Source organism: Streptomyces sp. NPDC042346, from assembly GCF_055581845.1.
In genome coordinates, this window is record NZ_JBVJEH010000010.1 from 378707 (window position 1) to 405467 (window position 26761).

At 72.9% G+C, this 26761-nt stretch carries 24 protein-coding genes; 18 read left to right on the top strand and 6 right to left on the bottom strand.

Going from position 1 to position 26761, the window contains the following annotated elements; translation table 11 throughout:
• Window positions 1–42 precede the first annotated feature (42 nt).
• From ACZ6K0_RS33525 to ACZ6K0_RS33545, 5 genes are all read left to right on the top strand, one after another.
• Window positions 43–1431: a glycosyltransferase family 2 protein gene (locus tag ACZ6K0_RS33525; protein WP_469233431.1), complete on the top strand. Its 1389-nt coding sequence runs from the start codon at window positions 43–45 to the stop codon at window positions 1429–1431.
• A complete protein-coding gene (locus tag ACZ6K0_RS33530; RefSeq protein ID WP_469233433.1) occupies window positions 1428–2237 on the top strand; it encodes a polysaccharide deacetylase family protein in 810 nt (269 codons plus the stop codon). The genes ACZ6K0_RS33525 and ACZ6K0_RS33530 overlap by 4 nt, the downstream gene beginning before the upstream one ends.
• Window positions 2238–2353: 116 nt before the next feature.
• On the top strand, window positions 2354–4291 hold the full coding sequence (locus ACZ6K0_RS33535) for a hypothetical protein (protein WP_469233435.1): 1938 nt from the start codon (window positions 2354–2356) through the stop codon (window positions 4289–4291).
• A 116-nt stretch (window positions 4292–4407) separates the two neighbouring features.
• Complete coding sequence (locus tag ACZ6K0_RS33540; protein WP_469233437.1) at window positions 4408–4866, top strand: hypothetical protein; 459 nt, start codon at window positions 4408–4410, stop codon at window positions 4864–4866.
• Window positions 4863–5924 (top strand): glycosyl hydrolase, encoded by a 1062-nt coding sequence (locus ACZ6K0_RS33545; RefSeq protein ID WP_469233439.1) that lies wholly within the window; start codon window positions 4863–4865, stop codon window positions 5922–5924. Before ACZ6K0_RS33540 ends, ACZ6K0_RS33545 begins: the two co-directional genes overlap by 4 nt.
• A 19-nt stretch (window positions 5925–5943) precedes the next feature.
• Here the strand turns inward: ACZ6K0_RS33545 and ACZ6K0_RS33550 are convergent, their stop codons facing one another.
• The 3 genes from ACZ6K0_RS33550 to ACZ6K0_RS33560 all read right to left on the bottom strand — a co-directional run bounded on the left by ACZ6K0_RS33550 (window position 5944) and on the right by ACZ6K0_RS33560 (window position 10469).
• Window positions 5944–8175, bottom strand: a complete 2232-nt coding sequence (locus tag ACZ6K0_RS33550; RefSeq protein ID WP_469233441.1) for a lipopolysaccharide biosynthesis protein — start codon at window positions 8173–8175, stop codon at window positions 5944–5946.
• Complete coding sequence (locus ACZ6K0_RS33555; protein ID WP_469233443.1) at window positions 8172–9368, bottom strand: DegT/DnrJ/EryC1/StrS family aminotransferase; 1197 nt, start codon at window positions 9366–9368, stop codon at window positions 8172–8174. Before ACZ6K0_RS33555 ends, ACZ6K0_RS33550 begins: the two co-directional genes overlap by 4 nt.
• A 204-nt stretch (window positions 9369–9572) precedes the next feature.
• On the bottom strand, window positions 9573–10469 hold the full coding sequence (locus ACZ6K0_RS33560) for an RNA polymerase sigma factor SigF (RefSeq protein ID WP_376413415.1): 897 nt from the start codon (window positions 10467–10469) through the stop codon (window positions 9573–9575).
• Between the two features lie 233 nt (window positions 10470–10702).
• On the opposite strand from ACZ6K0_RS33560, the gene ACZ6K0_RS33565 reads away from it, so the two are divergent.
• From ACZ6K0_RS33565 to ACZ6K0_RS33590, 6 genes are all read left to right on the top strand, one after another.
• The gene (locus tag ACZ6K0_RS33565) at window positions 10703–11074 is read left to right on the top strand and encodes an STAS domain-containing protein (protein WP_469233445.1); all 372 of its coding nucleotides are present in this window, start codon (window positions 10703–10705) and stop codon (window positions 11072–11074) included.
• 114 nt (window positions 11075–11188) lie between these two features.
• Window positions 11189–11608, top strand: coding sequence for an ATP-binding protein (locus ACZ6K0_RS33570; protein WP_376413417.1), 420 nt, complete (start codon window positions 11189–11191; stop codon window positions 11606–11608).
• Between the two features lie 119 nt (window positions 11609–11727).
• A complete protein-coding gene (locus ACZ6K0_RS33575; protein WP_469233488.1) occupies window positions 11728–12453 on the top strand; it encodes a peptidase in 726 nt (241 codons plus the stop codon).
• The gene (locus tag ACZ6K0_RS33580; RefSeq protein WP_469233447.1) at window positions 12453–13295 is read left to right on the top strand and encodes a COG1470 family protein; all 843 of its coding nucleotides are present in this window, start codon (window positions 12453–12455) and stop codon (window positions 13293–13295) included. The genes ACZ6K0_RS33575 and ACZ6K0_RS33580 overlap by 1 nt, the downstream gene beginning before the upstream one ends.
• The gene (locus ACZ6K0_RS33585; RefSeq protein ID WP_469233449.1) at window positions 13292–14410 is read left to right on the top strand and encodes a neocarzinostatin apoprotein domain-containing protein; all 1119 of its coding nucleotides are present in this window, start codon (window positions 13292–13294) and stop codon (window positions 14408–14410) included. The genes ACZ6K0_RS33580 and ACZ6K0_RS33585 overlap by 4 nt, the downstream gene beginning before the upstream one ends.
• A 14-nt stretch (window positions 14411–14424) precedes the next feature.
• Window positions 14425–15990 carry a hypothetical protein gene (locus ACZ6K0_RS33590; protein WP_469233450.1) on the top strand — a complete coding sequence of 522 codons (1566 nt, stop codon included), beginning with the start codon at window positions 14425–14427 and terminating at the stop codon, window positions 15988–15990.
• 66 nt (window positions 15991–16056) lie between these two features.
• On the opposite strand, the gene ACZ6K0_RS33595 is transcribed toward ACZ6K0_RS33590, so the two are convergent.
• A complete protein-coding gene (locus ACZ6K0_RS33595) occupies window positions 16057–17577 on the bottom strand; it encodes a peptide MFS transporter (RefSeq protein ID WP_469233452.1) in 1521 nt (506 codons plus the stop codon).
• Between the two features lie 426 nt (window positions 17578–18003).
• Here ACZ6K0_RS33595 and ACZ6K0_RS33600 point away from each other — a divergent pair, with 426 nt between their 5' ends.
• Both ACZ6K0_RS33600 and ACZ6K0_RS33605 read left to right on the top strand, forming a co-directional pair.
• The gene (locus tag ACZ6K0_RS33600) at window positions 18004–18681 is read left to right on the top strand and encodes a response regulator transcription factor (RefSeq protein WP_055643128.1); all 678 of its coding nucleotides are present in this window, start codon (window positions 18004–18006) and stop codon (window positions 18679–18681) included.
• Window positions 18682–18714: 33 nt separating this feature from the next.
• Window positions 18715–19986, top strand: coding sequence for an ATP-binding protein (locus tag ACZ6K0_RS33605; RefSeq protein ID WP_376413426.1), 1272 nt, complete (start codon window positions 18715–18717; stop codon window positions 19984–19986).
• Between the two features lie 73 nt (window positions 19987–20059).
• On the opposite strand, the gene ACZ6K0_RS33610 is transcribed toward ACZ6K0_RS33605, so the two are convergent.
• Window positions 20060–20575, bottom strand: a complete 516-nt coding sequence (locus ACZ6K0_RS33610; protein ID WP_376413428.1) for a GtrA family protein — start codon at window positions 20573–20575, stop codon at window positions 20060–20062.
• Between the two features lie 134 nt (window positions 20576–20709).
• Here ACZ6K0_RS33610 and ACZ6K0_RS33615 point away from each other — a divergent pair, with 134 nt between their 5' ends.
• The 4 genes from ACZ6K0_RS33615 (at window position 20710) to ACZ6K0_RS33630 (ending at window position 24727) form a co-directional block, all read left to right on the top strand.
• Window positions 20710–21903, top strand: coding sequence for a 5-(carboxyamino)imidazole ribonucleotide synthase (locus tag ACZ6K0_RS33615; RefSeq protein ID WP_376413429.1), 1194 nt, complete (start codon window positions 20710–20712; stop codon window positions 21901–21903).
• Window positions 21904–21938: 35 nt separating this feature from the next.
• A complete protein-coding gene (gene purE, locus ACZ6K0_RS33620; RefSeq protein WP_376413441.1) occupies window positions 21939–22436 on the top strand; it encodes a 5-(carboxyamino)imidazole ribonucleotide mutase in 498 nt (165 codons plus the stop codon).
• A gap of 59 nt (window positions 22437–22495) precedes the next feature.
• A complete protein-coding gene (locus ACZ6K0_RS33625) occupies window positions 22496–23683 on the top strand; it encodes a dipeptidase (RefSeq protein ID WP_376413443.1) in 1188 nt (395 codons plus the stop codon).
• Window positions 23684–23806: 123 nt separating this feature from the next.
• Window positions 23807–24727 (top strand): membrane dipeptidase, encoded by a 921-nt coding sequence (locus ACZ6K0_RS33630; protein ID WP_469233455.1) that lies wholly within the window; start codon window positions 23807–23809, stop codon window positions 24725–24727.
• An 82-nt stretch (window positions 24728–24809) separates the two neighbouring features.
• Here ACZ6K0_RS33630 and ACZ6K0_RS33635 read toward each other — a convergent pair whose 3' ends face one another.
• Window positions 24810–26141: a UDP-glucose dehydrogenase family protein gene (locus ACZ6K0_RS33635; protein ID WP_469233457.1), complete on the bottom strand. Its 1332-nt coding sequence runs from the start codon at window positions 26139–26141 to the stop codon at window positions 24810–24812.
• A gap of 126 nt (window positions 26142–26267) precedes the next feature.
• On the opposite strand from ACZ6K0_RS33635, the gene ACZ6K0_RS33640 reads away from it, so the two are divergent.
• Window positions 26268–26761, top strand: a 494-nt coding sequence (locus ACZ6K0_RS33640) for an acyl-CoA dehydrogenase family protein (protein ID WP_469233459.1), incomplete at its 3' end; no start/stop codon positions are given.

Here is a 26761-nt window from a genome sequence, read left to right on the forward strand (position 1 = left end):
CCGAGCCCGCGCCCACCGCCGTACTCCCCTGGGGGATCCCCGTTGAGCACCCGCCCCGACCCGACCGCTTCACCACCGCGCGCCGCCTCCGTCTCAGCCTCCGCCTCCGTCTCCTCCGTCTCCGTCTCCGTCGCCGAGCTCGATCTCGACGCCCCCGACGGGCCCGTCACGGCCCTCCGCCCCGCGCCCGGCGGACCGCCGCTCGTGGCGGGTGACGTGTACGCGCTCGTACGGCTCCGGGGGCGGCCCGCCGCCACCGTCATCGGGGCCGTGCGGGAGGGCGAGGACACCGCCGAGGTGCTCGGAGCCCTCGCGCGCGAGCGGGTCGAGGCCGCCGCCCGGCCGCGCGCCGACGCCGAACGCCTCGCCGCGGCAGGTCCGTTGCCCCACGGCGAGGCCGCCCCGCCCCGTACCGCCGTGATCGTCGCCACCCGCGAGCGCCCCGAGTCCCTCGCCCGTGCCCTCGACTCGCTCCTCGCCCAGGACCACCCCGACCACGAGCTGATCGTCGTCGACAACGCGCCCCGCACCACCGACACCCACGACCTGGTCACCCGGAAGTACGCCGGCCGCGTGCGCTACGTCCGCGAGGACACCCCCGGCCTCGCCGTCGCCCACAACACCGGCGCGGCCGCCACCGACGCCGCCGTCCTCGCCTTCACCGACGACGACGTGATCGCCGACCCGCACTGGCTGACCGCCCTCACCGCGCCCTTCGCCGCCGACCCCGGCCTCGGCTGCGTCACCGGCCTGATCCTGCCCGCCCGCCTGGCCACCCCCGCCCAGATCCTCCTCGAATCGCACGGCGGCTTCGCCAAGGGCTTCGCGCCCCGCCTGTACGACCCGGCGCGACCGCCCGCCGACGAGCCGCTCTTCCCGTTCACCGCGGGCAGCTTCGGCTCCGGCGCCAACATGGCCTTCCGGGCCTCCGCCCTCCGCCGGGCCGGCGGCTTCGACCCGGCGACCGGCACCGGGACCCCGGCCCGGGGCGGCGACGACCTGTACGCCTTCGTCGCCGTCCTCGCCGCCGGCTTCCGCCTCCGCTACGCACCCGAGGCGCTCGTCTGGCACCACCACCGCGAGACCTGGCAGGACCTGCGGAACCAGGCGTACGGCTACGGCGCCGGCCTCACCGCCTACCTCACCGCGACCCTGGTCCGCCGCCCCCGCCTGCTGCCCGCGCTGCTCGCCCGGCTGCCGCGCGGCCTCGCGTACGCCCGGAGCATGACCGCCCAGCGCGGCGCAGGCGGCGACGGCGACGGCGACGGCGGCCAAGGCGGCATCGGCGGAGTCCCCGGCGAGCACGGCACCCAGCACCATCCCTGGCCCAGGAGCCTCTCCCGACTGGAGCGACGCGGCATGTTCTACGGACCGATCGGCTACGCGCGAGCCCGCGCGCGGGCCGGTCTGCGGAAGGCGGCGGTCCGATGACGAGCGCACCCCTCCACAGCCGGATACCCGTCCTCCTCTACCACGCCGTGATGGACGACCCGCCGGACTGGATCGCCGAATTCACCGTCACCCCCAGGGAGTTCGCCTCCCACCTCGACGCGATCGTCGCCAGCGGCCGCACCGCGATCACCGTCGGCACCCTCGCCGCGCACTTCGCCACCGGCGCCCCGCTGCCGCCCCGCCCCGTCGTCCTCACCTTCGACGACGGCTTCGCCGACCTCGTCGGACCGACGGCCGAGGCGCTCGCCGCCCGCGGCCTGCCGTCCACCGCGTACCTCACCACGGGGGCCATCACCCCCGGCCGGCCCTGTCTGCTGCCGCCGGCGCCGATGATGACCCTCGCGCAGGCCCCGCGCCTGGAGCAGTACGGCATGGAGGTCGGCGCCCACACCGTCACGCACCCGCAGCTCGACACCCTCGCGCCCAACCTCCTGCGGCGCGAACTGCGCGAGTCGAAGGCGGTCCTGGAGGACGTCCTCGGGCGCGAGGTGCGACACCTCGCCTACCCGCACGGCTACAACAGCCCTGCCGTACGCCGGGCCGTCGCGGCGGCCGGGTACACCTCGGCGGTCGCCGTCCGGCACGCGCTCAGCTCCGACACGGACGAGATCTACCGCATCGCCCGGCTCATCCTGCGGCGCGCTCACACCGTCGCCGACGTCGAGCAGTGGATGGCGGGACGCGGCGCGAAGGCGGCGCCGTACCCGGACTCGCTGCCGACGATCGGCTGGCGGATGTACCGCAGAACCCGCGCCCTGCTCAAGGGGCACGAGTTCGCCGGCTGAGCCGTACCGCCCCGCATGATCGGCAACTCCCGTTCCGGGGACGGGGATTGAATGTGCGTACAAAACCGAAGTACGTTCCTTTGTTTCACCAAGGGGACAGTGGGGGGAGAGCCGTCGTGCAGCACCACGTGCCAACAACACCGGTCACCGGGAGCGACGGCGTCCCTGCGCAGCCCTCCTCGAAGGACCGGGAGGCCACGGAGCGGCAGGCCGCCCGGCGGGGAACCGGGGCTGCTCCGGCCCCCCGCCCCCGGACCGGCCCCCTCGCCGCGCTCCGCACCCCGGCCGCCGTCAACACCGTCCCGCTCCTCCTCGCCGCCGGGCTCTGGCTCTGGGCCCTGCCCCGCATCGACTTCCGGAGCATCGAGGAGTTCGGCCTCCTCGACCGCTTCCCCCTCGGCTTCTACGCCGCCCTCGCCGTCCTGACCGTCGGCTTCGTCCTCACCCTCCGCCGCGCCGGCACCGCGCCCCTCTGGCCCGCGACCTACTGCGCGGCGATGCTCGTCGCCCTCAAGGCGCCGCCCGCGATCCTGTACGACACCGTCCGCTACGCCTGGGCGTCCAAGCACGACGCGATCATCAGCAGGCTGCTCACCGAGGGCACCGTCCACCCCGGGCGGGAGCTCTCCGGCGGCATGTCCGCCTACGACCAGTGGCCCGGGTTCTTCTCCCTCGACGCGGCCCTCGTCCGCGCCTTCGGCGTCGACGGCGCCGCCTCCTTCATCAACTGGGCGCCGGTCGCGCTCGGTCTGCTCACCGTGCCCGTCCTCATCCTCGTCTACCGCACGTTCAGCGACGACTGGCGGCTCGTGTGGACCGGCGTGTGGATCTTCCAGCTGGCGAACTGGGTCGGCCAGGACTACCTCTCCCCGCAGGGTTTCTCGTACCTGCTCTACCTCACCGTCTTCGCCGTCGTCGTCCGGCACTTCGTGCTGCCCGGCTCGGCGGGCGCGCTCCGCGACCGCTCCGCGCTCGACCCGGCCGCCGCGGCCGTCCCGCCGCCCACGACGACCCGGCAGCGCGCGGTCGCCGTCCTCTTCCTCGTCCCGATCATCGCCACCATCAACGCCTCGCACCAGCTCACCCCCGTGATGCTGTGCGCGAGCCTCTTCGCCCTCTGCCTCACCCGCCGCTACCGCAACCTCGGCCTCCTCGCCACCACCGGCCTGATCATGCTGGTCTGGAACCTCACCATGGGCCGGGAGCTCTTCCTCGACACCCTCGGCACCCTGCGCGAGAAGGCCGGCGACCTCCTCGGCAACTCCCGTCCCGGCTTCGCCGGCGACCCCACGGGCCCCGGACCGGAGCTCGTCGGCAGCGCCAACGTCCTGATGGTCCTCGCCCTCGGCGGGCTCGCCGTCGCCGCCGTACTGCTCCGGCGCAGGCTGGCCCGCAGCGCACTGCCGCTGGTCCTCGCCGCCGCGGCGCCCCTCCCGATGTTCGCCGTCAACGACTACGGCGGCGAGATGATCTTCCGCGTCTACCTCTTCGGCCTGCCCGGCTCGGCCTTCTTCGCCGCCGCCGCGCTCGTTCCCGCCGTCGGCGCCGCGAGCCGGGCCGCCGCGATCGCCCGCCGCACGGCCGCCGTCGCCCTGCCCGTCACGCTCGTCGCCCTGCTCGCCGGCTTCCTGCCGTCGTACTACGGCAAGGAGGGCATGCACTACGCGCCGCCCGGCGAGACCGCCCTCACGCGCCGCGCCTTCGACCGGGCGCCCGAGGGGGCCCTGGTCCTCGCCGCCACCGGCGCCTTCGCCGACTCGTACTACCGCTACGACCACTACGAGCGCTGGTTCTTCACCGAGCAGGAGGTCGACGAGAACCTCCGCATGCTGAAGGACCCGGCGGGCTACCTCGCCGGCGGCATCCCCGCGGGCCGCCCGGCCTACGTGATCCTCACCCCCACCCAGGGCGAGGCCGTCATCGGCGAGGGCTACCTCCCGGAGGGCGGCTTCGACACCCTCCGCGAAGCGCTCAAGAAATCCCCGCTCTTCGCGGTCGTCGAGGAGAACCGGTACGGACTCGTCCTCCGCTACCGGCCCACGACCGGCGGCTGACCCCGCACCCCGCACCCCGCGCACCCGCACCCCGCACACCCGCCACCCGCACACATCCCGGACCGCATGCACGCACGCACGTACGCATGCACGCACGCACGAGGAGTTGGTACGCCATGGCCGGCCCACGTCTGACCCCCCGAGTCCAGCGCAGAGCCGCCCTCGCGGCCTCCGGATGGATCGCCCTCGCCGCGACCGCGCTCCCCGGCGGCTCCCCCCTGCGCTGGATCCCCGTCCTCGCCTTCGTCGTCCTCGCGCCCGGCCTCGCGCTGCTGCTCCCGCAGCCCCTCGGGCTGCGGCCCGGCGCCCGTCTGGAGGCCCTGGCGCTCGCCGCGCCCGTCAGCCTCTCCGTGGCCACGCTCACCGCGACGCCCCTGTTCCTGACGAAGGCCTTCTCGCTCACCGCCTTCCTCGTCGTCCTCGCCCTCTTCGTGACCGTCGCCGCCACCCTGCCAGGAGTGCCGCTGCCGGCCGCCACGCGCGGCGCCGTCGAGCGCGACGGCGCCCGCCCGTCCGGCCGCACCTCTCCGCGCGCCGCCCGGTTCCGCAAACGTAGGCCCGGTGGGGGAGCGTGACCGGGCGCCACGGCAGGGGCGACCCCTGGGCCCGGCTCGCCGTCGCCCTCGCCGCCGTCGGCGCGCTGGTCGCGGGCTTCGGCGTCTGGTCGACCCTCACCGAGGACGGCGACCGCTGCGCGCCCGACACCTCGCTCGTCGCCCCGTGCGGCGCCTGGTGGGGCGCGTACATCCCGTACGACAGCGACAGTTCGCTCACCCGGCCGGTGTACGCCTTCGAGAAGAAGATCGGCCGCAAGCTCGACCTCGTCTACACGTACCACGACATGTCGGGGAGCGAGGCCGACGGCCGGCTGCTCACCCCCGACGAGCGGGAGCTCGGCCGCGACCGACTCCTCATGCTGGCCTGGGAGTCCACGGTGTGGACCGAGAAGCACCACGCAGGCTGGACCGAGAAGCAGCTCGGCTGGAAGAACATCGCCGCCGGCACCTACGACACCTCGGTCATCGACCCGCAGGCCCTCCGGGTCAAGGAGTACGGCAAGCGGGTCTTCTTCTCCTTCGACCAGGAGGCCGACTTCCGCATCGAGCAGGGCGCGGGGACCCCGGAGGAGTACGTCGCCGCCTACCGTCACGTCCGTGACCGCTTCGAGAAGCTGGGCGTCACCAACGTGGTGTGGGTCTGGACCGTCTCCGGCTGGCTCGGCAACGCCGCGCTCATGAAGAGGCTCTACCCCGGCGACGACTACGTCGACTGGATCGGCATGGACCAGTACAACTACTACCTCTGCCACAAGTCGTCGAACTGGCTCGACTTCGACGAGAGCCAGCGTCCCGGCTACGACTGGCTCCGGAAGAACATCTCCGCCGACAAGCCCGTCATGCTCTCCGAGTTCTCCACCGCCCCCGATCCGGAGCGGCCCGAGCGGCAGCGCGACTGGTACACCGCGATCCCGGAGGTCGCGCCGACGCTGCCGAAGGTGAAGGCGTACGTGCACTGGAACCGCGCCGTGCCCGGACCCGGCTGCGACCTGACGATCGACGCGGGCCCCGGCCTCGACGGATACCGGATCGCCGGCCAGGACCCGTACTTCAAGCAGCCTCTGCCACGCCGCTGACCGCCCGACAGGACGCTCTCTAGCGGCGGGCCGTCGTCAGGCCGCGGAAGGCGCAGACCGCCATCGTGGCCCCGGCCAGGCCCAGGAAGAGCGGGAGCGGGGCGGCGGCGAAGGCCTGCTGCCCCGCCCACCCGGCCCAGACGAGCACCCACACCACCCCGGCCGTGACCCGCTCGCCCACGCCCAGGACCCGCAGCAGCAGGGCCGCGAGCAGCAGGCACAGCGCCTGGAGCGCGATCGGGCCCACCGTCGTCGCCAGACCGCCCGCCTCGCCGAGGAGTTCCGCGCCGGGGCCGCTCGCCTCGGCGGGCAGCAGGCCCAGCAGGGGCGGCGCGGTGTGCAGGGCGAGGAAGGTCGCGAGCAGGACCGTTCCGGCGAAGGCCGGCCGGAAGACGCGGAGACCGACGGCGGCGCCCTGGAGGGCGACGAGCAGCAGCCCCGCGAGGAGCGTGACGGGCGGGAGCGCGGTCAGCAGCCCGGTCCCGGAGAGCCGCTCCACCGCGAGCTCGCCCGAGCGCGCCAGCGGGAACCAGAAGAGCCCGGCGCAGACGCCGAGGCACAGCCACAGGCCGAGCAGCAGCCGGCCCGGCGACGCCCCGGGCGCGCCCGCCCGGTCCGTGCCCGGCCTCGCCCGGCCGCTCGGCTCCGCCCGCGCGGAGACGGCCGCCGGCTCGTCCGTGCGCTGCCGGGGTACGAACACGGGGATGCCGAACGCGGGCGTCACCGAGTCGTGCGTCCCGCGCAGATAGGCGCTCTCCCGTGCCCAGTTCGTGCCGTACCCGTCCTCCGCGCGCTCCTTCACCCGCGCCGCGGCCCGGACTCCCTCGGCCGGCGCCCGGCCCTTGAGGGTGGCCCGCAGGCCCGGCACGGTCACCACCGCCATCAGGGTCATCGCGCCGAGGACGGCGTACCCCGCACCGGCGATGCCGAAGGGCCCGAGGAGGACGACCGCGCTGCCGAGCACCAGGACGCACATCGCGCCCTGGAGGGCGGCGAGCATGCCCGTACGCCCCTGGACGCGCAGCACCCCGATGTACAGCTCGACGGCGACCCGGGGGAGCGCGGCCGCGGCGAGCAGCCGCAGCACGGTCGTGCCGTTCTCGGCGTACTCCGCGCCGAAGGGCGTGAGGATCAGCGGCGCGAAGACGACGAGGACGAGCACGACGGGGACGAGCAGCAGCGTCATGCGGCGGAGCGCGCCCCTGACCCCCTCGGCGAGGGACTCGGGGCTGTGCGAGGCGTGCGCGGTGAGCGAGGAGGCCATGTTGATGGCCATGAACTCCATCGTGCCGCCGACGGTGTACGCCGTGTAGAAGAAGGCGTTGTGGGCGGCGTCGAAGCGGACGGCGACCATCATCGGCAGCAGGCTGATCATGAGGAGGCTGAAGACCGAGCCGACGGAGTCCCCGGCGAGGAAGCGGCCGATCTCGCGCATCGTGGGCGGCTCGCGGTCCCGGTCGGCGTGCGCCTGCCGGGGGATCAGATGCCGGAACACGAGCCAGCCGACCGGCACCACGGAGAGCACGATGGCCGCGGCCCAGGAGACGAAGACCCCGAGCACCGGCAGGCCGACGGCGAGGACGACGAGCAGCACGAGCTTGCCGAGCGAGAAGACGGCGTTGCCGACGGGCACCCAGATCGCCCGTCTGAGCCCGGTGAGGACCGCGTCCTGGAGGGTGAGCAGCGCCCAGCCGACGCTGGCGGCGGTGAAGAAGATCCCGGCGGACACCGTGCCGAGCGGGGCGTACGTAGGTCCCCACCAGTCCAGGGTGAGCAGGAAGACGCCGCAGGCGACGGCCACGACCGCCGTGCTCACCAGGTAGAGGCGGACCACGAGCGGCCCGGTGGCGCGCCCGGCCCGGGGCACGTACCGGACGACGGCGCCGGTCAGCGTCGTCGCCGTGAGGGAGGCGAGCATCCGCTGGGCGGCGATGGCGGCGGAGCCCTGGCCGACCGCCTCCTCCGTGTAGTAGCGGGCCGCGACCAGCCAGAAGCCGAGGCCGAGGGCGGCGGAGACGCCGGTGGAGAGCATCAGCGCGTAGGCGTTGCGGAACATGGAGCTGTCGCCGCCGGAGTCGCCGCCCGAGCCGCCGGATTCGCTGCCGGGGTCGTTGCCTGCCTGCGCCCCGGCCTGTGTGCCGGCCTTCGCTCCGGCCGCCTGCGCCCCCGCCTGCGCGCCGGTCTTCGCCTCCGGCACGGCGGCCGAGTACTCCCGGTCGTCCGTGTCCCGCAGTCGTACGGTGTCGGTCACCGCGCGCCGCCGGGGGCCTCCGACAGGCGGGCGGGCCGGGCCCCGGTCGCGCGCAGCACGCCGAGGACCTCGTCCGCGCGGCGCGGGTCCACCGGCAGGGCGTGCCGGGCGAACCGGGCGGCGGCCTCCGGCGCGGGGGAGGGGTCGGTGAACTCCTCGCCCGCGTAGCCGTCGAGCGGCGGGTCGTAGACGTAGCCGGTGGTGATCCGGTGCCGGGCGAGGGCGGCGATCGCCGCGTCCCGGTCCTCGACGAGCAGCGGCACCCGGAACAGCGGCTGCTCCGGGCCGTCTTGGGCCCCGGGCGTGCTGTACTCGCTCGCCCGGAGCCGGGCCGTGCCCGCGTGGTGGGCGGCGAGGACGTCGTCGAGCCGGGCCAGCCTGCGGGTGGTGCGGCGGAGCCGTCCGGGGCCGGGGCGGAGCCGGTAGGCGTGCATGTCGACCCGGACCCAGGAGTGGAAGGGGGCGAGCGCGGGCGCGGCCGGCAGGGCCCGCCGCAGCTCGTCGGCGCGGAGCGGCATCCGGATCTCCTCCCGCTCCTCCATCCCGAGCAGCCGCACCGTCGCGCGCGCGGCCTTGACGAGGCGCGTGCCGCGCAGGGCGGCCTCCGCGTACGGCCGTGCCAGGTAGACGAGTTCGTCGACCGTACGGGTCGGGTGCAGCAACGCGTCGCGGGCGGCGGCGAGTTCCTCGCGCAGCGCCGGGTCGGCGAGGGCGAGGAAGCCGCCGGTCTTGGCGCCGGTGTGCTTCGAGAGGCTGAAGACGGAGGCCTCGCCGTACGTGCCGACCGGGCGCCCGCCGACGGTGGAGCCGATCGCGTGGGCCGCGTCCTCGATCAGCGGGATGCCGAGCCGGTCGCAGTGGGCCCGCAGCTCCGGTGCCGGGTCGGGGTTCCCGTACAGATTGGTCGTGAGGACGGCGGAGAGGCCGCGCCAGACGGACTCGGGGACGGCCGCCGTGTCGATCGAGCCGTCCCGGGGGTCGAGCGGCGCCTGCACAGGGCGGAGTCCGGCGGCGAGCACGACGAAGAAGATGACGTCGTCGTTGACCGGCGACATCAGCACCCGGCCGCCGGGCTCGCACCAGTGGCGCAGCGCGAGGTAGAGCCCGAAGCGGCACGACGGCACGTAGAGGCACTCCCTGCCCCCGAGCCGGTCCCGCATCCGCCCTTCCAGTTCCGCGTACGCAGAAACCATGTGATTCCCCCCTGAATCCCCGGGCTCAATGTGGCCCAATCCGGACGACCCGTCAACAAGGCCTTCCGGTCGCGCGGCCGGCCGTGCGAGTGGTCCTGCGGACGGCTCGGCGCGCGGTCGTACGGGAAGGGCCCGTCCTGGTCGGTCGACCGTGAACGGGCCCTTTCCTCAGTCATCTTGACGGCTCGGGGAAGCCTGCGGAGGTCATTCCTCCAGAGTGAGGCCGCGGCGCAGCCGGGCCAGGGTGCGGGAGAGCAGCCGCGACACGTGCATCTGCGAGATGCCGAGTTCCGCGCCGATCTCCGACTGGGTCAGGCCGGTGACGAAGCGGAGGGAGAGGATGTGCCGGTCGCGGGCGGGCAGCGAGGCGATCATCGGCTTGAGCGAGGCGATGTACTCGATCCCGGTGAGCCCGTCGTCCTCGTAGCCGATCTTGTCGGCGAGCGCGGTGTCCCCGCTGCCGGCCTCGTCCTCCTCGGTCCTGGCGTCGAGCGAGCTCGCGGTGTACGCGTTGCTGGCGGTCATGCCCTCGACGACCTCCTCGGGGGAGATCCCGAGCTCCGCCGCGAGTTCGGCGACGGTCGGGGCGCGGTCGAGGTGCTGGGCGAGCGCGTCACCGGCCCTCGCGAGGTCGAGCCGGAGCTCCTGGAGCCTGCGGGGCACGTGCACGGACCACGAGGTGTCGCGGAAGAACCGCTTGATCTCGCCGATGATCGTCGGCATGGCGAAGGTGGGGAACTCGACGCCGCGGGTCAGTTCGAAGCGGTCGATCGCCTTGATGAGGCCGATCGTGCCGACCTGGACGATGTCCTCCATCGGCTCGCTGCGGCTGCCGAACCGGGAGGCGGCGAACTTCACGAGGGCCAGGTTGAGTTCGACGAGCGTGTTGCGGACGTACGCGTGGTCGTGGGTGCCCTCCTCCAGTACGGCGAGCCGGGCGAAGAGCTCCTTCGACAGGGCGCGCGCGTCGACCGCTCCGATGCGGTCGAGAGGCAGGTCGGGCAGGTCCGGCATGGCCGGGCGCTGGGCGGGCAGGTGGTCGAGGGGGACTGCTGCCGACGGCGCGTCGGGGGTACGCGGGGCGTCGAGCCGGGGTGACATGGGTCTCCTTCGTCGGTCTTCTGCTGCGGTTTGCGGCGCCTCCGAGGCCGGTCGTGTCGGGTGGACGTGCGGGTGTTCTCCTCTAGCCCTACCTGGTGGACCACGATGGTTGCAAGTACCAATAATCCGCTTTGGTGGTATTTGCGTAGGCCGTGTGTGCACGAAAGGGGGCCCCGCTTGTAGGGTTCGACGCACGTCAGTCGGCAGCCGCGAGAGCGAGAAGAGGCATGGCCATGGACCGCCAGCACATCGGCAGCGCGCAACCCGCGCGCCTGCGGGTCGAGGTCCGGACCGTGGACGCGGCGAGCGAACTCCTCACACCCGTGGGTGAGCTCGACCACCACACCGCCGAACTGCTGCGCGCCCCGCTCGACGCCGCGCTCGACGCGGGCCGCTCCCGGCTCGTCGTCGACTGCTCGGGCCTCGACTTCTGCGACTCGACCGGGCTCAACGTGCTGCTCGGCGCCCGGCTGCGGGCGGATGCCGCGGGCGGCGGGGTCCATCTGGTGGGGATGCGGCCGGCGGTCGCCAGGGTGTTCCAGATCACCGGCGCGGAGGCCGTCTTCACGCTGCACGACACGCTCGGCACGGCCCTCCCCGGCTGAAGCGGGCGGGCCTGTCCGCGACCGGCCCGCGCGACCGCCCGCAGGCCCCGCCCTGCCCCGCACGCTCCGTACGTCCCGCCCCTCTGTCTCGTCGATCGGTGAGGTGAAGCGCTGATGGACCAAGCTTCCGACGTCCGTACGCTCGCCCTCGGCGAGACCAGCGGCACCGTGCCGCTCGCCCGCGACTTCACGCGGTCGGCGCTCCAGGAGTGGGGATGGCTCCCGGCCGCCACCGCCGACCGCAGGGCCGCCGCCGAGGACGTCCTGCTCGTCGTCTCCGAACTCGTCACCAACGCCTGCCTGCACGCCGAGGGCCCCGAGCGCCTGCGCGTCCTGCGCGGAGACCACGTCGTACGCCTCGAAGTCACCGACCGGGGCGCCGGCCAGCCCGCACCCCGCACCCCCCACCGCTCCGGGCGGCCCGGCGGCCACGGCATGTTCATCGTCCAGCGGCTCTGCCTGGACTGGGGCATCGACCGCACCCCCGGCGCCCCCGGCAAGACGGTCTGGGCCGAACTCGCGGCACCCGCGTAGCACTTTCACAAGTTCACCCGTTCCCCTGCCTTCCCTCCGCAAGGCCCCGGGCGTACCTTGACGGCCAATCTGAAAGACCGTCAGTTACGTTGCGGTGAGGGGTGCTCGGGGTGTCCAAGGTGCCGAACCGAAGGAGAACGGCCGCCGGTCTCACGGCGGCGGTCGCGGTGGCGGGTGCCGCCGTGCTGGCCGGCGCGCCGGCCGCCCAGGCGACCGTCGTCGATGTGAGCTACGCGTGCGTGACGAAGATCGGGCCGAAGAGCGCCGTCTCGCCCGTCGACATCAAGGCCGTCAAGAGCGGCAGCGGCTACACGATCACGATGTCCTTCGAGAAGGGCGTCTCCGACAGCCCGATCGAACTCCCCAAGGGAGTCATGACCCCGCGCGCCGAGCTCGTCCTCGGCGGCGCCGCCGAGGGCACGGTGAAGGTCAAGGGGACGCCGAACACGGTGGCCATCCCGCCGGACACTCCGATCAGCATCGGCACGCTGACGGGGACGTTCACGCCGAAGAAGAACGGCAAGGTCACCTTCACGGCCGGCACGCTCATCGTGCACGCCCTCGGCATGGACGCGGCCGAATGCACCCCGAAGAACAACCCCAAGCCCTCGCTGGAACTGGAAGTGACGGGGCTCGCGGGCGGCGGCGACACCCCGCCGGCCGACGACGACAACGGTGACGACGGCGGCGACGGCGGCAACGGCGCCGGCGACGACAACGGCGCCGGCGAACTGCCCAAGACCGGCCCGCTCGACTCCGCCATGGCGCTCGGGACCCTCGGCGGAACGGTCCTGCTGACCGGCGCCGCCGGAGTCCTCTGGCTCACGCGGCGCACGGCACGCTGATGCGGGCGGCGGTGCGCTCCGGGCTCGTGGCCGCCGCGACCGCCCTCGTCGGCGCGGTCGCGGCGGCTCCCCCCGGGGACCGGGCCTGGACGGCGGCGCCCGCCGCCGGACGGCCGTACGCCTATCTGGAGGGCCCCGCGGGGAGCGTCCTCCAGGACACCCTGTCGGTGACCAACCCGGGCGCGGGGCCGCTCACCGTGCGGCTCGCGGGGGAGGGCGCGCCGGTGGCCTTCGCCGCGCGGACCGTCACCGTGCCCGCCAGGACCCGTGCGGACGTGCCGTTCGCCGTGACCGTCACCGCGGACACCCCGCCCGGCGACCACCGGGGCACCGTGCGCGCCACGGCCGCCGGACGCGAGCTGAGCGTGGAGCTGCTCCTGCGGGTGAGCGGCCCGCGCCTCGCCGCGCTCACCGTCGAGGACGTCAGCGTCGACGAGGCCGCGGGCACCCTCCGCTACACCCTGGTCAACCGCGGCACGACGGTCCTCGCTCCGACCCTCGCGGTCCGCGCCGAGGGCCTCCTCGGCACGGTCCTCGACCGGCCGGAGCGCACCCTGCCGCTCACCCTGCGCCCCGGCGAGCGGACCACCCGCACCGAACCCTGGCCCGATCCGCCCGCCCTCGACTCCGTCACCGTCCGGCTCACCGCCGGCGCCCCCGGCGCGGCCCCCGCCACCGCCCGCACCGAGGCCGCCTTCGCCTCGGGCCCCGCGCTCGCGGGCGCGGCCGGGCTGCTCCTCGCGGCCGCGGGCGTCGGGGCGTACGGGATCCGGTACCGGTACGGGACGCGGCGGCGCGGCGGGCCCCGTACCCAGCGAGCGTCGACGGGAGCGACAACATGAGGCCGACGAGGCCGACGAGGCCGACGGGACCCACGAGGTCGACACCCACGGCCGCCGCGCTGCTCACGGCGCTGCTCACGGTCCTCGCCCTCGCGCTGCCGCCCGCGGCCGCCGCGACGGCCGCGACGACCGCGCCCGGGCCCGTCGTCGAGCTCTCGCAGGCCGAGGGCGGCAAGGGCGGCACCATCACCGTCAGTGGCAGCGGCTGGAAGCCGGGCGCGCTGCTCATGCTCCTGATCTGCGGCCAGTCCGCGCCCGGCAAGGGCGTCATCGGCGGCACCAACTCCTGCGCCAACAGCGAGGGCCGGGCCGCCACCGTCGACGCCAGGGGCGCGTTCAGCGCGAAACTCCCGGTCGCCGAACCGCCCAAGCCCTGCCCCTGCGTGGTGCACGTGGCCGGCGTCACGGGCCAGCAGGACGCGGTCGACAAGGAGTTCACGGTCGCCGGACACCCCACGGCCCCGCTCCCCGAGGCCTCGGGCAACGGCCGGCTCGCCGTCCTCGCCTCCGTCCGCCTCGACGGCTCCAGCGGCCTCCTCGTCTGGTTCGGCGCACCCCCGAGCCGGGAGGTCGTCTTCACCGTCGGCAACCTCGGCTCGGCCCCCGTCAAGGACCCGGTCTTCGAGGTCGGCACGAGCCACGGCGTCTTCGCGCCGCAGTACGAGGAACGCCAGTGGCGCGGCACGATCGCACCCGGCAAGAAGGCCCTGATCCGCCTCCCGGCGGAACTCACGGCGGCCGCGCACGGCGACTACCAGGTCTCCGTGCGGTACGCGGGCAAGGTCCTGGTCGAGCAGCCGTGGGGGGTGGGCCGCCCCTGGGGCGTGACGCTCTTCTGGGTGCTGCTCGCCGTCGTCGTACCGGCGGCGCTCTTCCGGATCGGGATGGCCGTGGTGGACCGCGCCCGCCCCGCCGCCGGCCGCCCCGCTGCCGGCCACGCGGCCGCCCGGCTTCCCCGTACGGCCGCGCTCCGCCGCCGTACCCGTACGTCCGTCCCCGCCCCCGCAGACGCGGACGCGAGGGACGACGAACCGACCACGGCCCTGCCGTGGTTCAGCCCTGACTCCGCACCGTCAGCGCCAGAGAGCAGTCCGACGACGAAGGGACATGCGTGAGTACGCAACGGAGGATGAGCGCGGCCGGGGTCGCGCTGATGCTCGGCGGCGCGGGGATCCTGATTTCCGCCGGCCCCGCACAGGCCGCCGAGGTCTCGTACAAGACGGAGTGCATCCCGCCGTCCATCTCCGGGCTCCCGCCCGTGCAGGGCACCACGAAGGTGCTCGTCACCGCACCGGCGGAGGCCAAGGTCGGCGACGAGGTCGAGATCGTCTGGAAGACGGTCCAGGCCGCCTCGAAGAATCCCGACGTGCTCGACCTCGGAGCGGACACGGTCAAGCCGAGCGGTGTCCTGAAGGTGGGCGGCGCGGGGAGCGGCACCGTCGCGATGGAGGGACCGCGGAGCAACCCGCCGATCCCCAAGAACAGCCCGATGCTGCTGCCCGAGATGAAGGGGAAGCTGAAGCTGGACAAGGCGGGCGACATCACGCTGACGCCCGACAAGTACACGATCAACGTGTCCAAGCCGCTGTCGACGGACACGAAGTGCACGCCGAAGGAAGCGGTCCCGGTCGCCGCGACGATCAAGGTGACGGCGGCCGGGGGCGGCAGCAGCTCCGGCGGCTCGACGTCCGGCGGTTCGACCTCAGGCGGTTCGACGTCCGGTGGTTCGACCTCAGGCGGTTCGACGTCCGGATCCAGCACGACCACCTCGGGCGGCTCCAGCACGACGACCTCGGGTGGTTCCACCACGACGACCTCCGGCGGGAGCAGCACGACCACCTCCGGCGGCAGCTCCACCAACGGCGGGAACACGGGCGGCGCCGCGGCCAGTTCCAGCGGCGGTACGGGCGGCTCGACGACGACCTCGGGCGGCAGCGCGACCTCCGGCGGCAGCGCGACCTCTGGAGGAAGCTCCAGCTCCGCCACCGGCGGCAGCGGCGGCAGTGGCGGTTCCGGCGGCGGCCAGACCGACTTCCCCGGCAAGGAAGTCGCGGTCGCCTTCGCCTGCCAGTCCCCGGGCCCGCCGAACATCAGCTCCAAGGTGACGATCAGCGCCAAGAAGAACGGCGCCGTCTACGACCTCACGGTCAAGACGGCCAAGGGCGTCATGGACAGCCCCGCCCCCCTTCCGAAGGGGGCTCTCGTCCCGACGATGGTGGTGAAGATCGGCGGGGCCGACAGCGGCTCGGTGAAGGTCACCGGCGCCCCCAACCCGACCGCGGTCGCGGCGGGTGCCCCGGTGAGCCTGGAGGACATGAAGGGCACGTACAAGCCGGGCGCGACCGGGAAGTCCACCCTCAGCGCGGGCGCGCTGACCATCCACGTCACGCTCGGCGCGGCGAAGATGGAGATCCCCTGCACGGTCAAGGGCACCGCCCCGGTCTCCCTGGAGCTGGACACGAGCAAGCAGGCCGGCGGGGCGAGCGGCGGCTCCGACGGCGGTTCGAGCACCTCGGGCTCCGGCTCGACGTCCGGCGGCAGCACGTCCTCCGGCGGCTCCTCCGGTGAGAGCCTCGCCGAGACCGGCGCCGAGAGCGACGGCGCCCTGCGCGCCCTCGCGCTGGTCGCGGGCACGGTCATCCTCATCGGCGGCGCGGTGTTCACCTTCACCCCGTGGGCGCGCCTGAGGCGCTGAACAGCCCCATAACGGCGAAGGCCGCCGCACCGAACCGGTGCGGCGGCCTTCGTACGTCCACCAGGGTCAGTGGACGCTGCCCATGAGCCCCTGGACCTTCTTGCGGTACATGTAGATCGCGAAGCCCGCGAGGACGGCCAAGGAGGCTTCCATTGCGATGATCCCCGTCCCGTTGAGGTCGACGCCGGCCAGCGAGAGCAGACCGGTGGTGCAGTCGCCGGCGGTGACGGCGAGGAACCAGACACCCATCATCTGGGAGGCGTACTTCTGCGGCGCCATCTTCGTCGTGACGGAGAGGCCGACGGGGGAGAGGCACAGCTCACCGATGGTCTGGATCATGTAGATCGAGACGAGCCACATCGGGGAGACCTTGGTGCCGTCGCCCGCCATGTTCATCGGGACGATGAAGACGAAGAAGGACGCGCCGACCAGGACGAGGCCCATCGCGAACTTCACGATGGTGTTCGGCTCCTGGTTCTTGCGGGCCAGCCACAGCCACAGCCAGGCGAAGACCGGGGCCAGCGCCATGACGAAGAGCGGGTTCAGGGACTGGTACCAGGTGGCCGGGAAGCCGAAGCCGAAGACGCTGTCGGCGGTCTTGCCGTCGGCGAAGAGCGCCAGGGTCGAGCCGCCCTGGTCGTAGATCATCCAGAAGACGGCGGCGGCGACGAAGAACCAGATGTAGCCGGTCATCTTCGACTGCTCGGTCTTGTCCAGGTCCTTGTCGCGCTTGATGCGGACGAGGACGGCGACCGGGATGATCAGGCCGGCGAGGGTGATCGGGACGAGCGCCCAGTTCAGGGTGTACAGGCCCAGGGCCACGACGACGCCGTAGAAGGCGGCGGCGAGCACGACGACGAGCGCGACCTTCACGAGGACGGCCTTGCGCTCCTCCGAGGAGAGCGGGTTCGGGACGACGTTGCTCTTCGGGCTCAGGCTCTTCGAGAACGACAGGAAGCAGGCGAGGCCGAGGGCCATGCCGGCGGCGGCGAGGGCGAAGCCCAGGTGCCAGTTGACCTTCTCGCCGATGGTGCCGACGACGAACGGCGCCACGAAGGCACCGAGGTTGATGCCGATGTAGAAGAGCGTGAAGCCACCGTCACGGCGCGGGTCGTCCGGGCCGTTGTAGAGGTGGCCGACCATCGTCGAGATGTTGGCCTTGAGCAGACCGGAGCCGGCCGCGACGAGCGCGAGGCCGAGGAAGAACATCGCCTGGCCCGGGAGGGCCAGCGAGACGTGACCGGCGATGATCACGAAACCGGCGATGGTGACGGTCTTGCGCGCGCCCCAGACGCGGTCGCCGAACCAGCCGCCGGGCATGGCCATCAGGTAGACCATCGACACGTACACGGAGTAGATGGCCGTGGCCGTGGCCGCGGTCATCGCGAGGCCGCCGCCCTGGCTGCCGGTGGCCGCGTCCGTGCCGCCGGAGACCAGGTACAGAACGAGAAGGGCCCTCATGCCGTAGTAGGAGAAGCGCTCCCACATCTCGGTGAAGAAGAGGGTGGCCAGGCCGCGGGGGTGGCCGAGGAACGTCTTCCCGGAACCAGGGGTTCCGGTCGAAGCCGTCGTCAGGCTGGACGCCATGTCGATCCTTGCTCTGTCGGGACGCTCGCCTTGTGAGCGGGGTGCGCCCGGTGGGGGAGGCCGGCACCGGCGGAGCCGTTGGACTCCACCGGGATCCACGCACCGGGAGTCGCGTCATCGCGTCCCGGAACCCGGCCCACAGGTCGTTCACCGTCCTAGAGGCCGGCTGAGCCGACCCCGCGCATAAAGAGGACCCCGGGGCGCGAAGCTGCCCAAAGGTCCCCGATTACCGCTACAGACGTCGAGCCACCATACGACACGACACTGCCCGATATGGAAGGACTTGAGAGATGGATCACAGGCGACGGCGCAACCGTGCAAGGCTATTCGAAGGTCATGCACAAGATGCCCACAAGATCCCCAGGGGTCACTCGGGCCGGACGGATCCCGCCGCGGCCCGGCGGCCGTGCGGACTACCATCACCCCATGACCCGTGTACTGCTCGCCGAGGACGACGCATCCATCTCGGAGCCGCTGGCCCGCGCCCTGCGGAGAGAGGGGTACGAGGTCGAGGTCCGCGAGGACGGCCCGACCGCCCTCGACGCCGGACTCCAGGGCGGAGTGGACCTCGTCGTACTCGACCTGGGGCTGCCCGGCATGGACGGCCTGGAGGTCGCCCGGCGGCTGCGCGCCGAGGGGCACGCGGTCCCGATCCTCGTCCTCACCGCGCGCGCGGACGAGGTCGACACGGTCGTCGGGCTCGACGCGGGCGCCGACGACTACGTCACCAAGCCCTTCCGTCTCGCCGAGCTCCTCGCCCGGGTCCGGGCCCTGCTCCGGCGCGGCTCCAGCGAGCCCGTCGCCGCGCCCTCGACCCACGGCGTACGGATCGACGTCGAGTCCCACCGCGCCTGGATGGGCGACGAGGAGCTCCAGCTCACGGCCAAGGAGTTCGACCTGCTCCGGGTCCTGGTCCGGGACGCCGGCCGGGTCGTCACCCGCGACCAGCTGATGCGCGAGGTCTGGGACACCACCTGGTGGTCCTCCACCAAGACCCTCGACATGCACATCTCCTGGCTCCGCAAGAAGCTCGGCGACGACGCCGCCAACCCGCGCTACATCGCCACCGTGCGCGGAGTCGGTTTCCGCTTCGAGAAGAGCTGAGCGACCGTTGAGGCCTACCAGCAGGTCTGAGCCGTGCGCCGCCGTCTGATCAACTCCACGCTCGCCGTGGTGCTCGTCGTCATCGCCGTCTTCGGCGTCTCCCTCGTCATCGTCGAGACCCGCACGATCTCCAGCAGCGCGCAGGAGAGCGTGGACTCGGAGGCGCTGCGGATCGTCTCCATCGTCGACAGCCGGCTCATCGGCGGGGAGCCGGTCAACCCGGACATCCTGGCGGAGCAGAGCGGCGCCAAGCGGTACGCGCAGATCCGCATCCCCGGCCGGGACACCATCGAGATCGGCGTCCGCCCCGACGGGAACGTCATCCGGGGCCTCGCCGAGGGCGAGCGCGGCGAGACCGTGCTCGTCGAGGAGTCCCGCTCCACGGTCACCGCCGAGGTCGGCCGCACCCTCCTGATCATCGGCGCGGTGGCGCTCCTCGCCGTCCTCGCCGCCGTCCTCCTCGCCGTACGCCAGGCCGACAAGCTGACGTCCCCGCTGACCGACCTCGCGGAGACCGCCGAGCGCCTCGGCTCCGGTGACCCGCGGCCCCGGCACAAGCGGTACGGGGTGCCCGAGCTCGACCGGGTCGCGGACGTCCTCGACGCCTCCGCCGAGCGCATCGCCCGGATGCTCACCGCCGAGCGCCGGCTCGCCGCCGACGCCTCGCACCAGCTCCGTACGCCCCTCACGGCCCTCTCCATGCGCCTGGAGGAGGTCGCCCTCGCCGACGACCTGGAGACGGTCAAGGAGGAGGCGACGATCGCGCTCACACAGGTCGAGCGGCTCACCGACGTCGTCGAGCGGCTCCTGACCAACTCCCGGGACCCCCGTACGGGCTCCGCCGTCGCCTTCGACCTCGACGAGGTCGTCAAGCAGCAGCTGGAGGAGTGGCGGCCGGCCTACCGCAGCGGGGGGCGCGCCATCGTGCACTCGGGCAAGCAGGGGATGCGGGCCGTCGGCACCCCGGGCGCGGTCGCCCAGGTCCTCGCGGCCCTGATCGAGAACTCGCTCATGCACGGCGGCGGCACCGTCGCCGTACGGACCCGGGTCACCGGCAACCAGTCGGTGATCGAGGTCACGGACGAGGGCCCGGGCGTCCCGGCCGACCTCGGCGCGCGGATCTTCGAGCGGGCGGTGAGCGGCCGCAGCTCCACGGGGATCGGCCTGGCCGTCGCCCGTGACCTCGCGGAGGCGGACGGCGGGCGGCTGGAGCTGCTCCAGCAGCACCCGCCGGTCTTCGCGCTCTTCCTGAGCCGCGAGGTCAGGAGCATCTCGGAGGACACGCAGGACCGCCCCGTACGGTAAAAGCGCAGGCCCGTGCGGTAAAAGCGCAGGCCCGTACGGTAAAAGCGCAGGTCAGGCGAGACCCAGACGGGACTCAGACGCGGTTGGGCTGGCGGCGGGTCGCCTGGCGCGGGGGCTGCTCCAGGAACGATTCGGCGGCCTGCACCGCTTCCTTCGCGGGCAGCGCGCGGAACACCCAGGTGCGGTACGACCAGAAGCGGAACAGCGTCGCGATGCCGATGCCGAAGAACTTGAAGAAGTTGCTCGCGAGCGGGCCGTCCCAGCCGAGGCCGTACGTCGCCGCGTAGAGCAGGCCGTTCTCGATGACCATGCCGATCAGGCTGAACAGCAGGAACAGCGTCAGTTCCTTCGTCCGCCCCGACTTGTCCCGGTCGCGGTACGTGAAGTAGCGGAACCCCACGTAGTTGAAGACGATGGCGACCGCGGTGGCGATCAGGCTGGCCCGCACCACCTGGAGGTCCGAGAAGTGGCGCACCAGGTTGAAGACGCCGAGGTTGACGAGGACGCCGAGACCGCCGACCACTCCGAACTTGGCGACCTCACGGAAGAGCCCGTTGAGTCGCATGCGCAGCGCGCCGGGTTCACTCATGGTGATGGCTCTGTCCCGTCCGTCCGGGTGACGTCCGGGCGACGTCAACCCAACCATGCTAACCAGCCCCCCTGTCACCCGCCCGGGTACCTCGTAAACCACGGGGAAACCCGGCCCCGACCTGCACTGTCCTTGTGACAAACCACAGGCGGACGAGTGTTCCCCGGTGGTGCGGATACCCTAAGAGAGTGACGTTCCCGGTAGTCGGCATGGTCGGTGGCGGTCAGCTCGCCCGTATGACCCACGAGGCGGGCATCCCCCTCGGCATCAAGTTCAAGCTCCTCAGTGACACCCCGCAGGACTCTGCGGCGCAGGTGGTGAGCGAGGTCGTCATCGGCGACTATCGCGACCTGGCTACGCTGCGTGACTTCGCGCGCGGATGTGACGTGATCACCTTCGATCACGAGCACGTCCCCACGGAGCACCTGCGGGCCCTGGAGGCGGACGGCATCCCCGTCCGCCCGGGGCCCGACGCGTTGGTGCACGCCCAGGACAAGGGGGTGATGCGCGCCAAGCTCGACGAGATCGGCGCGCCGAGCCCACGCCACCGCATCGTCGCGGACGCGGCGGACGCGGTGGCCTTCGCGGCCGAGGTCGGGGGCTTCCCGATCATCCTCAAGACCGTGCGCGGCGGCTACGACGGCAAGGGCGTCTGGTTCGTCCGTACGGAGGCGGAGGCCCGCGACCCGTTCCTCGCGGGCGTCCCGGTGCTCGCCGAGGAGAAGGTCGACTTCGTCCGCGAGCTCGCGGCGAACATCGTCCGCTCCCCGCACGGCCAGGCCGTGGCGTACCCGGTCGTCGAGTCCCGTCAGGTCGACGGCGTCTGCGACACCGTGATCGCGCCCGCGCCCGACCTCGACGGCGAACTCGCCGGGCAGGCGCAGGAGCTCGCGCTGCGGATCGCCAAGGAGCTGGGGGTCGTCGGCCACCTCGCCGTCGAGCTCTTCCAGACCACCGACGGCCGCATCCTCGTCAACGAACTGGCGATGCGCCCGCACAACTCCGGCCACTGGACCCAGGACGGCGCGATCACCTCGCAGTTCGCCAACCACGTCCGGGCGGTTCTCGACCTCCCCCTCGGCGATCCGCGGCCGCGCTCCCGGTGGACCGTGATGTGCAATGTCCTGGGCGGCGACTACCCGGACATGTACTCCGCGTACCTGCACTGCATGGCCAGGGACCCGCAGCTCAAGATCCACATGTATGGCAAGGACGTGAAGCCCGGCCGCAAGGTGGGGCACGTCAACACCTACGGCGACGACCTGGACGACGTGCTGGAGCGCGCGCGTCACGCCGCCGGCTATCTGCGAGGAACGATCACCGAGTGAGCAGCAACAGCACCGCCCCCGTCGTCGGCATCGCCATGGGATCCGACTCCGACTGGACCGTCATGGAGGCCGCCGCGCAGGCCCTCGACGAGTTCGAGATCCCCTACGAGGTCAACGTCCTCTCCGCGCACCGGATGCCGCGCGAGATGATCGCGTACGGCGAGGAGGCCGCGGGCCGCGGGCTCAAGGCGATCATCGCGGGCGCGGGTGGCGCCGCCCACCTGCCCGGCATGCTCGCCTCCGTCACCCCGCTCCCGGTCATCGGCGTGCCGGTGCCGCTGAAGTACCTCGACGGCATGGACTCGCTGCTCTCCATCGTGCAGATGCCGGCCGGCATCCCCGTCGCGACGGTCTCCGTCGCCGGCGCGCGCAACGCGGGCCTGCTCGCGGCCCGGATCCTCGCCGCGCACGACCCCGAGCTCCGGACCCGGATGAACGACTTCCTCCAGGAGCTCAACGACCAGGCCACGGAGAAGGGCAAGCGCCTGCGGGCCAAGGTCGAGGGCGCCGACTCCTTCGGCTTCGGCAAGTGAGCGCGGCGGCGGGCAGCGCGACGGCCGGCGGTACGGCGGCCGGCAGCGCGGCGGACCGTCTGGAGGAGGCCCGCGAGCTGCTCGCGGGCCACCCCGTCGTCGACGGCCACAACGACCTCCCGTGGGCGCTGCGCGAGCACGTCCGGTACGACCTGGACCGCATGGACATCGGCGCGGACCAGACCGGAGCGCTCCACACCGACCTCGCCCGGATGCGGGCCGGCGGCGTCGGCGCGCAGTTCTGGTCGGTCTACGTGCCCTGCCGGCTGGCCGGGGACGACGCGGTCAGCGCGACCCTGGAGCAGATCGACATCGTCGACCAGCTCCTGGAGCGGTACGCGGGCGACCTCGCCCCGGCCCTGACGGCGGACGACATGGAGGCGGCCCGCGAGCAGGGCCGTATCGCCTCCCTCAAGGGCGCCGAGGGCGGCCACTCGATCAACAACTCCCTCGCCACCCTGCGCGCGCTGCACGCCCTGGGCGTCCGCTACATGACGCTCACGCACAACGACAACAACGACTGGGCGGACTCGGCGACCGACGAGCCGGGCGTCGGCGGGCTCTCCGCCTTCGGCCGGCAGGTCGTCCGCGAGATGAACCGCTCCGGCATGCTCGTCGACCTCTCGCACGTCGCCGCCACCACCATGCGCGACGCGCTCGACGCCTCGACCGCGCCGGTGATCTTCTCGCACTCCTCGGCCCGGGCCGTCTGCGACCACCCGAGGAACATCCCGGACGACGTCCTGGAGCGGCTGCCCGCCAACGGCGGCGTCGCGATGGCCACGTTCGTGCCGAAGTTCATCCTCCCCGCGGCCGTCGAGTGGACCGCGCGGGCGGACGACAACCTCCGCGCGCACGGCTTCGACCACCTCGACACCACCGCCGCGGCGATGAAGCTGCACCGCGCCTTCGAGGCGGAGAACCCGCGCCCGATCGCCACCGTCGCCACGGTCGCCGACCACCTCGACCACCTGCGCGAGGCCGCCGGCATCGACCACATCGGCATCGGCGGCGACTACGACGGCACGGCCTTCACCCCGGCCGGCCTCGACGACGTCGCGGGCTACCCGAACCTGATCGCGGAGCTCCTGCACCGCGGCTGGTCGCACCCGGACCTCACCAAGCTGACCTGGTCCAACGCGGTCCGCGTCCTCCGCGACGCGGAAGCGGTCTCCCGGGACCTCCGCTCCCGCACGTCCCCGTCGAACGCGACGATCGACGCGCTCGACACCGCCGACGCTCCGTAACGGATCGCTCACCCGGACGGCGCACTCCGCCGCGCCCCCGCCCGGGGCCGGTGGCACGGTGGAACGTACTGCCCCGCCGCAATTGGCGGGGCGGTACTGCACCACCGAGTTCGGAGTAGCACCATGGCAGATCTCGACGATCATTCCCCCTTCTCTGCCGCCCCCGCCGCCGTCGGCGCGCTCGATCCCCCTGAACCACCGCCCCCGCTCGACGAGACGGCCCGGGCCCGCGCCCTCCTGGCCGCCCAGCCCGTCGTCGAGGGCCATACGGAACTGCCCCCGGCCCTCGACCCCGAGGACCTCCCACCCGTCCGCGCGGGGGAGGCCGGAGCACAGTTCTGGTCCCTGCACGTGGAGGCCGACGAGGGCGTCATCGGGACGCTGCGGCGGATCGACGCGATCCGCGCCCTCGTCGCCGCCTGTCCCGAGGACCTGAGGCTCGCGTACACGACGTCGGAGATGGCCCACGCCGGGAACTGCGGCCGGGTCGCCGCCCTGCTCGGGCCGGTCGGCTGGCCCGCGCTCGGCGGCTCGGCGGCCACCCTCCGGGCCTACCACGCCCTGGGCGTACGGGCCGTGAACCTCACCCGCTTCGACCGCTTCGCCCGCGACGCCGTACGGGAGATGAACCGGCTCGGCCTGGCCGTGGACCTCTCCGGCGCCGACCAGGACACGATCCGCCGCGCCCTCGCGGTCACCCGGGCCCCGGCCCTGCTGACCAGGGCGGCGCCGGAGGGCCTTCCGGACGAGGTGCTGCGGCTCCTCGGCGGGAACAGCGCCGTCTGCATGGTCACGGTCACCGACGACCCGGCCGCCGACGCCGACGTCCTCGACCGCGTGCGTACGGAGGCGGGCCCGCGGTCCACGGGCATCTCCCACACCACCGCCCCGGCCCTCGGCTACGTCCCGCTCTTCGCGGAGCTCCTCCGCCGGGGCTGGCCCGCCCAGGACCTCGTCGGGCTCGCCCACGCCAACGCCACCCGGGCGCTGCGCGAGGCGGAGTTCCTGTCGAGAACGAACCGGATCCGCCCGGCCGCGGCCTGACCGTACGAAAGGCCTGACCGCACGAAAGGGGGGAGAGGGGGCGTGTGACGGCGCCCTCTCTCCCCCTTCGCGTGCGTACGTCTCAGGCGCGCGGGCGGCCCATCGCGCGGTACGTCCAGCCCGCCGCCCGCCAGAGCTCCGAGTCCAGCGCGTTGCGGCCGTCGAGGATCACCGGCGACGTGACGACCGCGGCGAGCTCCGCCGGGTCGAGCTCGCGGAACTCCCGCCATTCGGTCAGGTGCAGCACCACGTCCGCGCCGCGCACCGCGTCCAGGGCCGTGTCGGCGTACCCCAGGGTCGGGAAGAGGCGGCGCGCGTTCTCCATGCCCTTCGGGTCGTAGACGGTGACCTGGCCGCCCTGGAGGTGTATCTGGCCGGCCACGTTCAGGGCGGGGGAGTCGCGGACGTCGTCCGAGTCCGGCTTGAAGGTCGCGCCGAGCACGGCGACCCGGCGGCCCAGGAAGGAGTTCCCGCCGAGGACCTCGCGCGTCATCTCCACCATCTGGCCGCGCCGCCGCATGTTGATCGAGTCGATCTCGCGCAGGAAGGTCAGCGCCTGGTCGACGCCCAGCTCGCCCGCCCGCGCCATGAACGCCCGGATGTCCTTGGGCAGACAGCCGCCGCCGAAGCCGACCCCGGCCCGCAGGAACTTGGCCCCGATCCGGTCGTCGTGGCCGATGGCCTCCGCCAGCTTGGCGACGTCGCCGCCCGCGGCCTCGCACACCTCCGCCATCGCGTTGATGAAGGAGATCTTGGTGGCGAGGAAGGAGTTCGCGGCCGTCTTCACGAGCTCGGCCGTCGGGAAGTCGGTCACCACGAACGGCGAACCCTGGCCGACCGGCACGGCGTACACCTCGCGGAGCGTCTTCTCGGCCCGCTCGCCGAAGTCCCGCACGCCGACCACGATCCGGTCGGGGCGCAGGGTGTCCTGCACGGCGAAGCCCTCCCGCAGGAACTCCGGGTTCCAGGCGAGGTCGACGCCCTCGGGCAGCAGGCCCGCGAGCCGCTCCGCCGAGCCGACGGGCACGGTCGACTTGCCGACCACCAGGGCGCCCTCGCGCACGACCGCGGCGAGGGAGGCGAAGGCGGCGTCGACGTAGCTCATGTCGCAGGCGTACTCGCCGTGCTTCTGCGGGGTGTTCACACAGACGAAGTGCACGTCGCCGAAGGCGCCGACCTCCTCCCAGGAGGTGGTGAACCGCAGCCGGCCGCTCGATCCCTCGATGCCGGCCACGTGCTTCGCGAGGAGGTCCTCGAGGCCCGGCTCGTACATCGGGACGCGCCCGGAGGACAGCAGCTCGATCTTCTCGGGGACCACGTCCAGGCCGAGCACCTCGAAGCCCAGTTCCGCCATGGCCGCGGCATGGGTGGCGCCGAGGTAGCCGGTGCCGATCACGGTGATCTTGAGGGCCATGCGGTACTCCAGTGACGTCGGGCGGAATGCCTGCCCGAGCATAGTCGTGCCCTGGCCCGGGGCCCGGGCCACGCCCTACCCTTTGGGTTACTTAACGGTAGTTAGCAAGCGTGGGAGTGAGTGAACGTGGCGGGTTCGACTGATTTCGACCTGTATCGGCCTTCCGAGGAGCACGACATGCTCCGGGAGTCGGTGCGTGCGCTGGCGGAGGCGAAGATCGCGCCGTTCGCCGCGGCGGTGGACGAGGAGGGCCGGTTCCCGCAGGAGGCGCTGGACGCGCTGGTCGCCAGCGATCTGCACGCGGTGCACGTGCCCGAGGCGTACGGCGGTGCGGGGGCGGACGCGCTGGCGACGGTGATCGTGATCGAGGAGGTCGCGCGGGTGTGCGGCAGTTCCTCGCTGATCCCGGCGGTGAACAAGCTGGGCTCGATGCCGGTGATCCTGTCCGGTTCGGAGGAGCTGAAGGCGAAGTACCTGGGCCCGCTGGCCAAGGGCGACGCGATGTTCTCCTACGCCCTGTCCGAGCCCGACGCGGGCTCGGACGCGGCCGGGATGAAGACCCGCGCGGTCCGTGACGGCGACTTCTGGGTCCTCAACGGCGTCAAGCGGTGGATCACCAA

What these genes read in the sequence shown, in the direction of transcription:
- ACZ6K0_RS33530 (WP_469233433.1), top strand. Translation starts at nt 1,428, where the DNA reads ATGACGAGCGCACCCCTCCACAGCCGGATACCCGTCCTCCTCTACCAC.
- ACZ6K0_RS33540 (WP_469233437.1), top strand. Translation starts at nt 4,408, where the DNA reads ATGGCCGGCCCACGTCTGACCCCCCGAGTCCAGCGCAGAGCCGCCCTC.
- ACZ6K0_RS33555 (WP_469233443.1), bottom strand. Translation starts at nt 9,368, where the DNA reads ATGGTTTCTGCGTACGCGGAACTGGAAGGGCGGATGCGGGACCGGCTC.
- ACZ6K0_RS33560 (WP_376413415.1), bottom strand. Translation starts at nt 10,469, where the DNA reads ATGTCACCCCGGCTCGACGCCCCGCGTACCCCCGACGCGCCGTCGGCA.
- ACZ6K0_RS33565 (WP_469233445.1), top strand. Translation starts at nt 10,703, where the DNA reads ATGGACCGCCAGCACATCGGCAGCGCGCAACCCGCGCGCCTGCGGGTC.
- ACZ6K0_RS33570 (WP_376413417.1), top strand. Translation starts at nt 11,189, where the DNA reads ATGGACCAAGCTTCCGACGTCCGTACGCTCGCCCTCGGCGAGACCAGC.
- ACZ6K0_RS33580 (WP_469233447.1), top strand. Translation starts at nt 12,453, where the DNA reads ATGCGGGCGGCGGTGCGCTCCGGGCTCGTGGCCGCCGCGACCGCCCTC.
- ACZ6K0_RS33585 (WP_469233449.1), top strand. Translation starts at nt 13,292, where the DNA reads ATGAGGCCGACGAGGCCGACGAGGCCGACGGGACCCACGAGGTCGACA.
- ACZ6K0_RS33590 (WP_469233450.1), top strand. Translation starts at nt 14,425, where the DNA reads ATGAGCGCGGCCGGGGTCGCGCTGATGCTCGGCGGCGCGGGGATCCTG.
- ACZ6K0_RS33595 (WP_469233452.1), bottom strand. Translation starts at nt 17,577, where the DNA reads ATGGCGTCCAGCCTGACGACGGCTTCGACCGGAACCCCTGGTTCCGGG.
- ACZ6K0_RS33600 (WP_055643128.1), top strand. Translation starts at nt 18,004, where the DNA reads ATGACCCGTGTACTGCTCGCCGAGGACGACGCATCCATCTCGGAGCCG.
- ACZ6K0_RS33610 (WP_376413428.1), bottom strand. Translation starts at nt 20,575, where the DNA reads ATGAGTGAACCCGGCGCGCTGCGCATGCGACTCAACGGGCTCTTCCGT.
- purE (WP_376413441.1), top strand. Translation starts at nt 21,939, where the DNA reads ATGGGATCCGACTCCGACTGGACCGTCATGGAGGCCGCCGCGCAGGCC.
- ACZ6K0_RS33630 (WP_469233455.1), top strand. Translation starts at nt 23,807, where the DNA reads ATGGCAGATCTCGACGATCATTCCCCCTTCTCTGCCGCCCCCGCCGCC.
- ACZ6K0_RS33635 (WP_469233457.1), bottom strand. Translation starts at nt 26,141, where the DNA reads ATGGCCCTCAAGATCACCGTGATCGGCACCGGCTACCTCGGCGCCACC.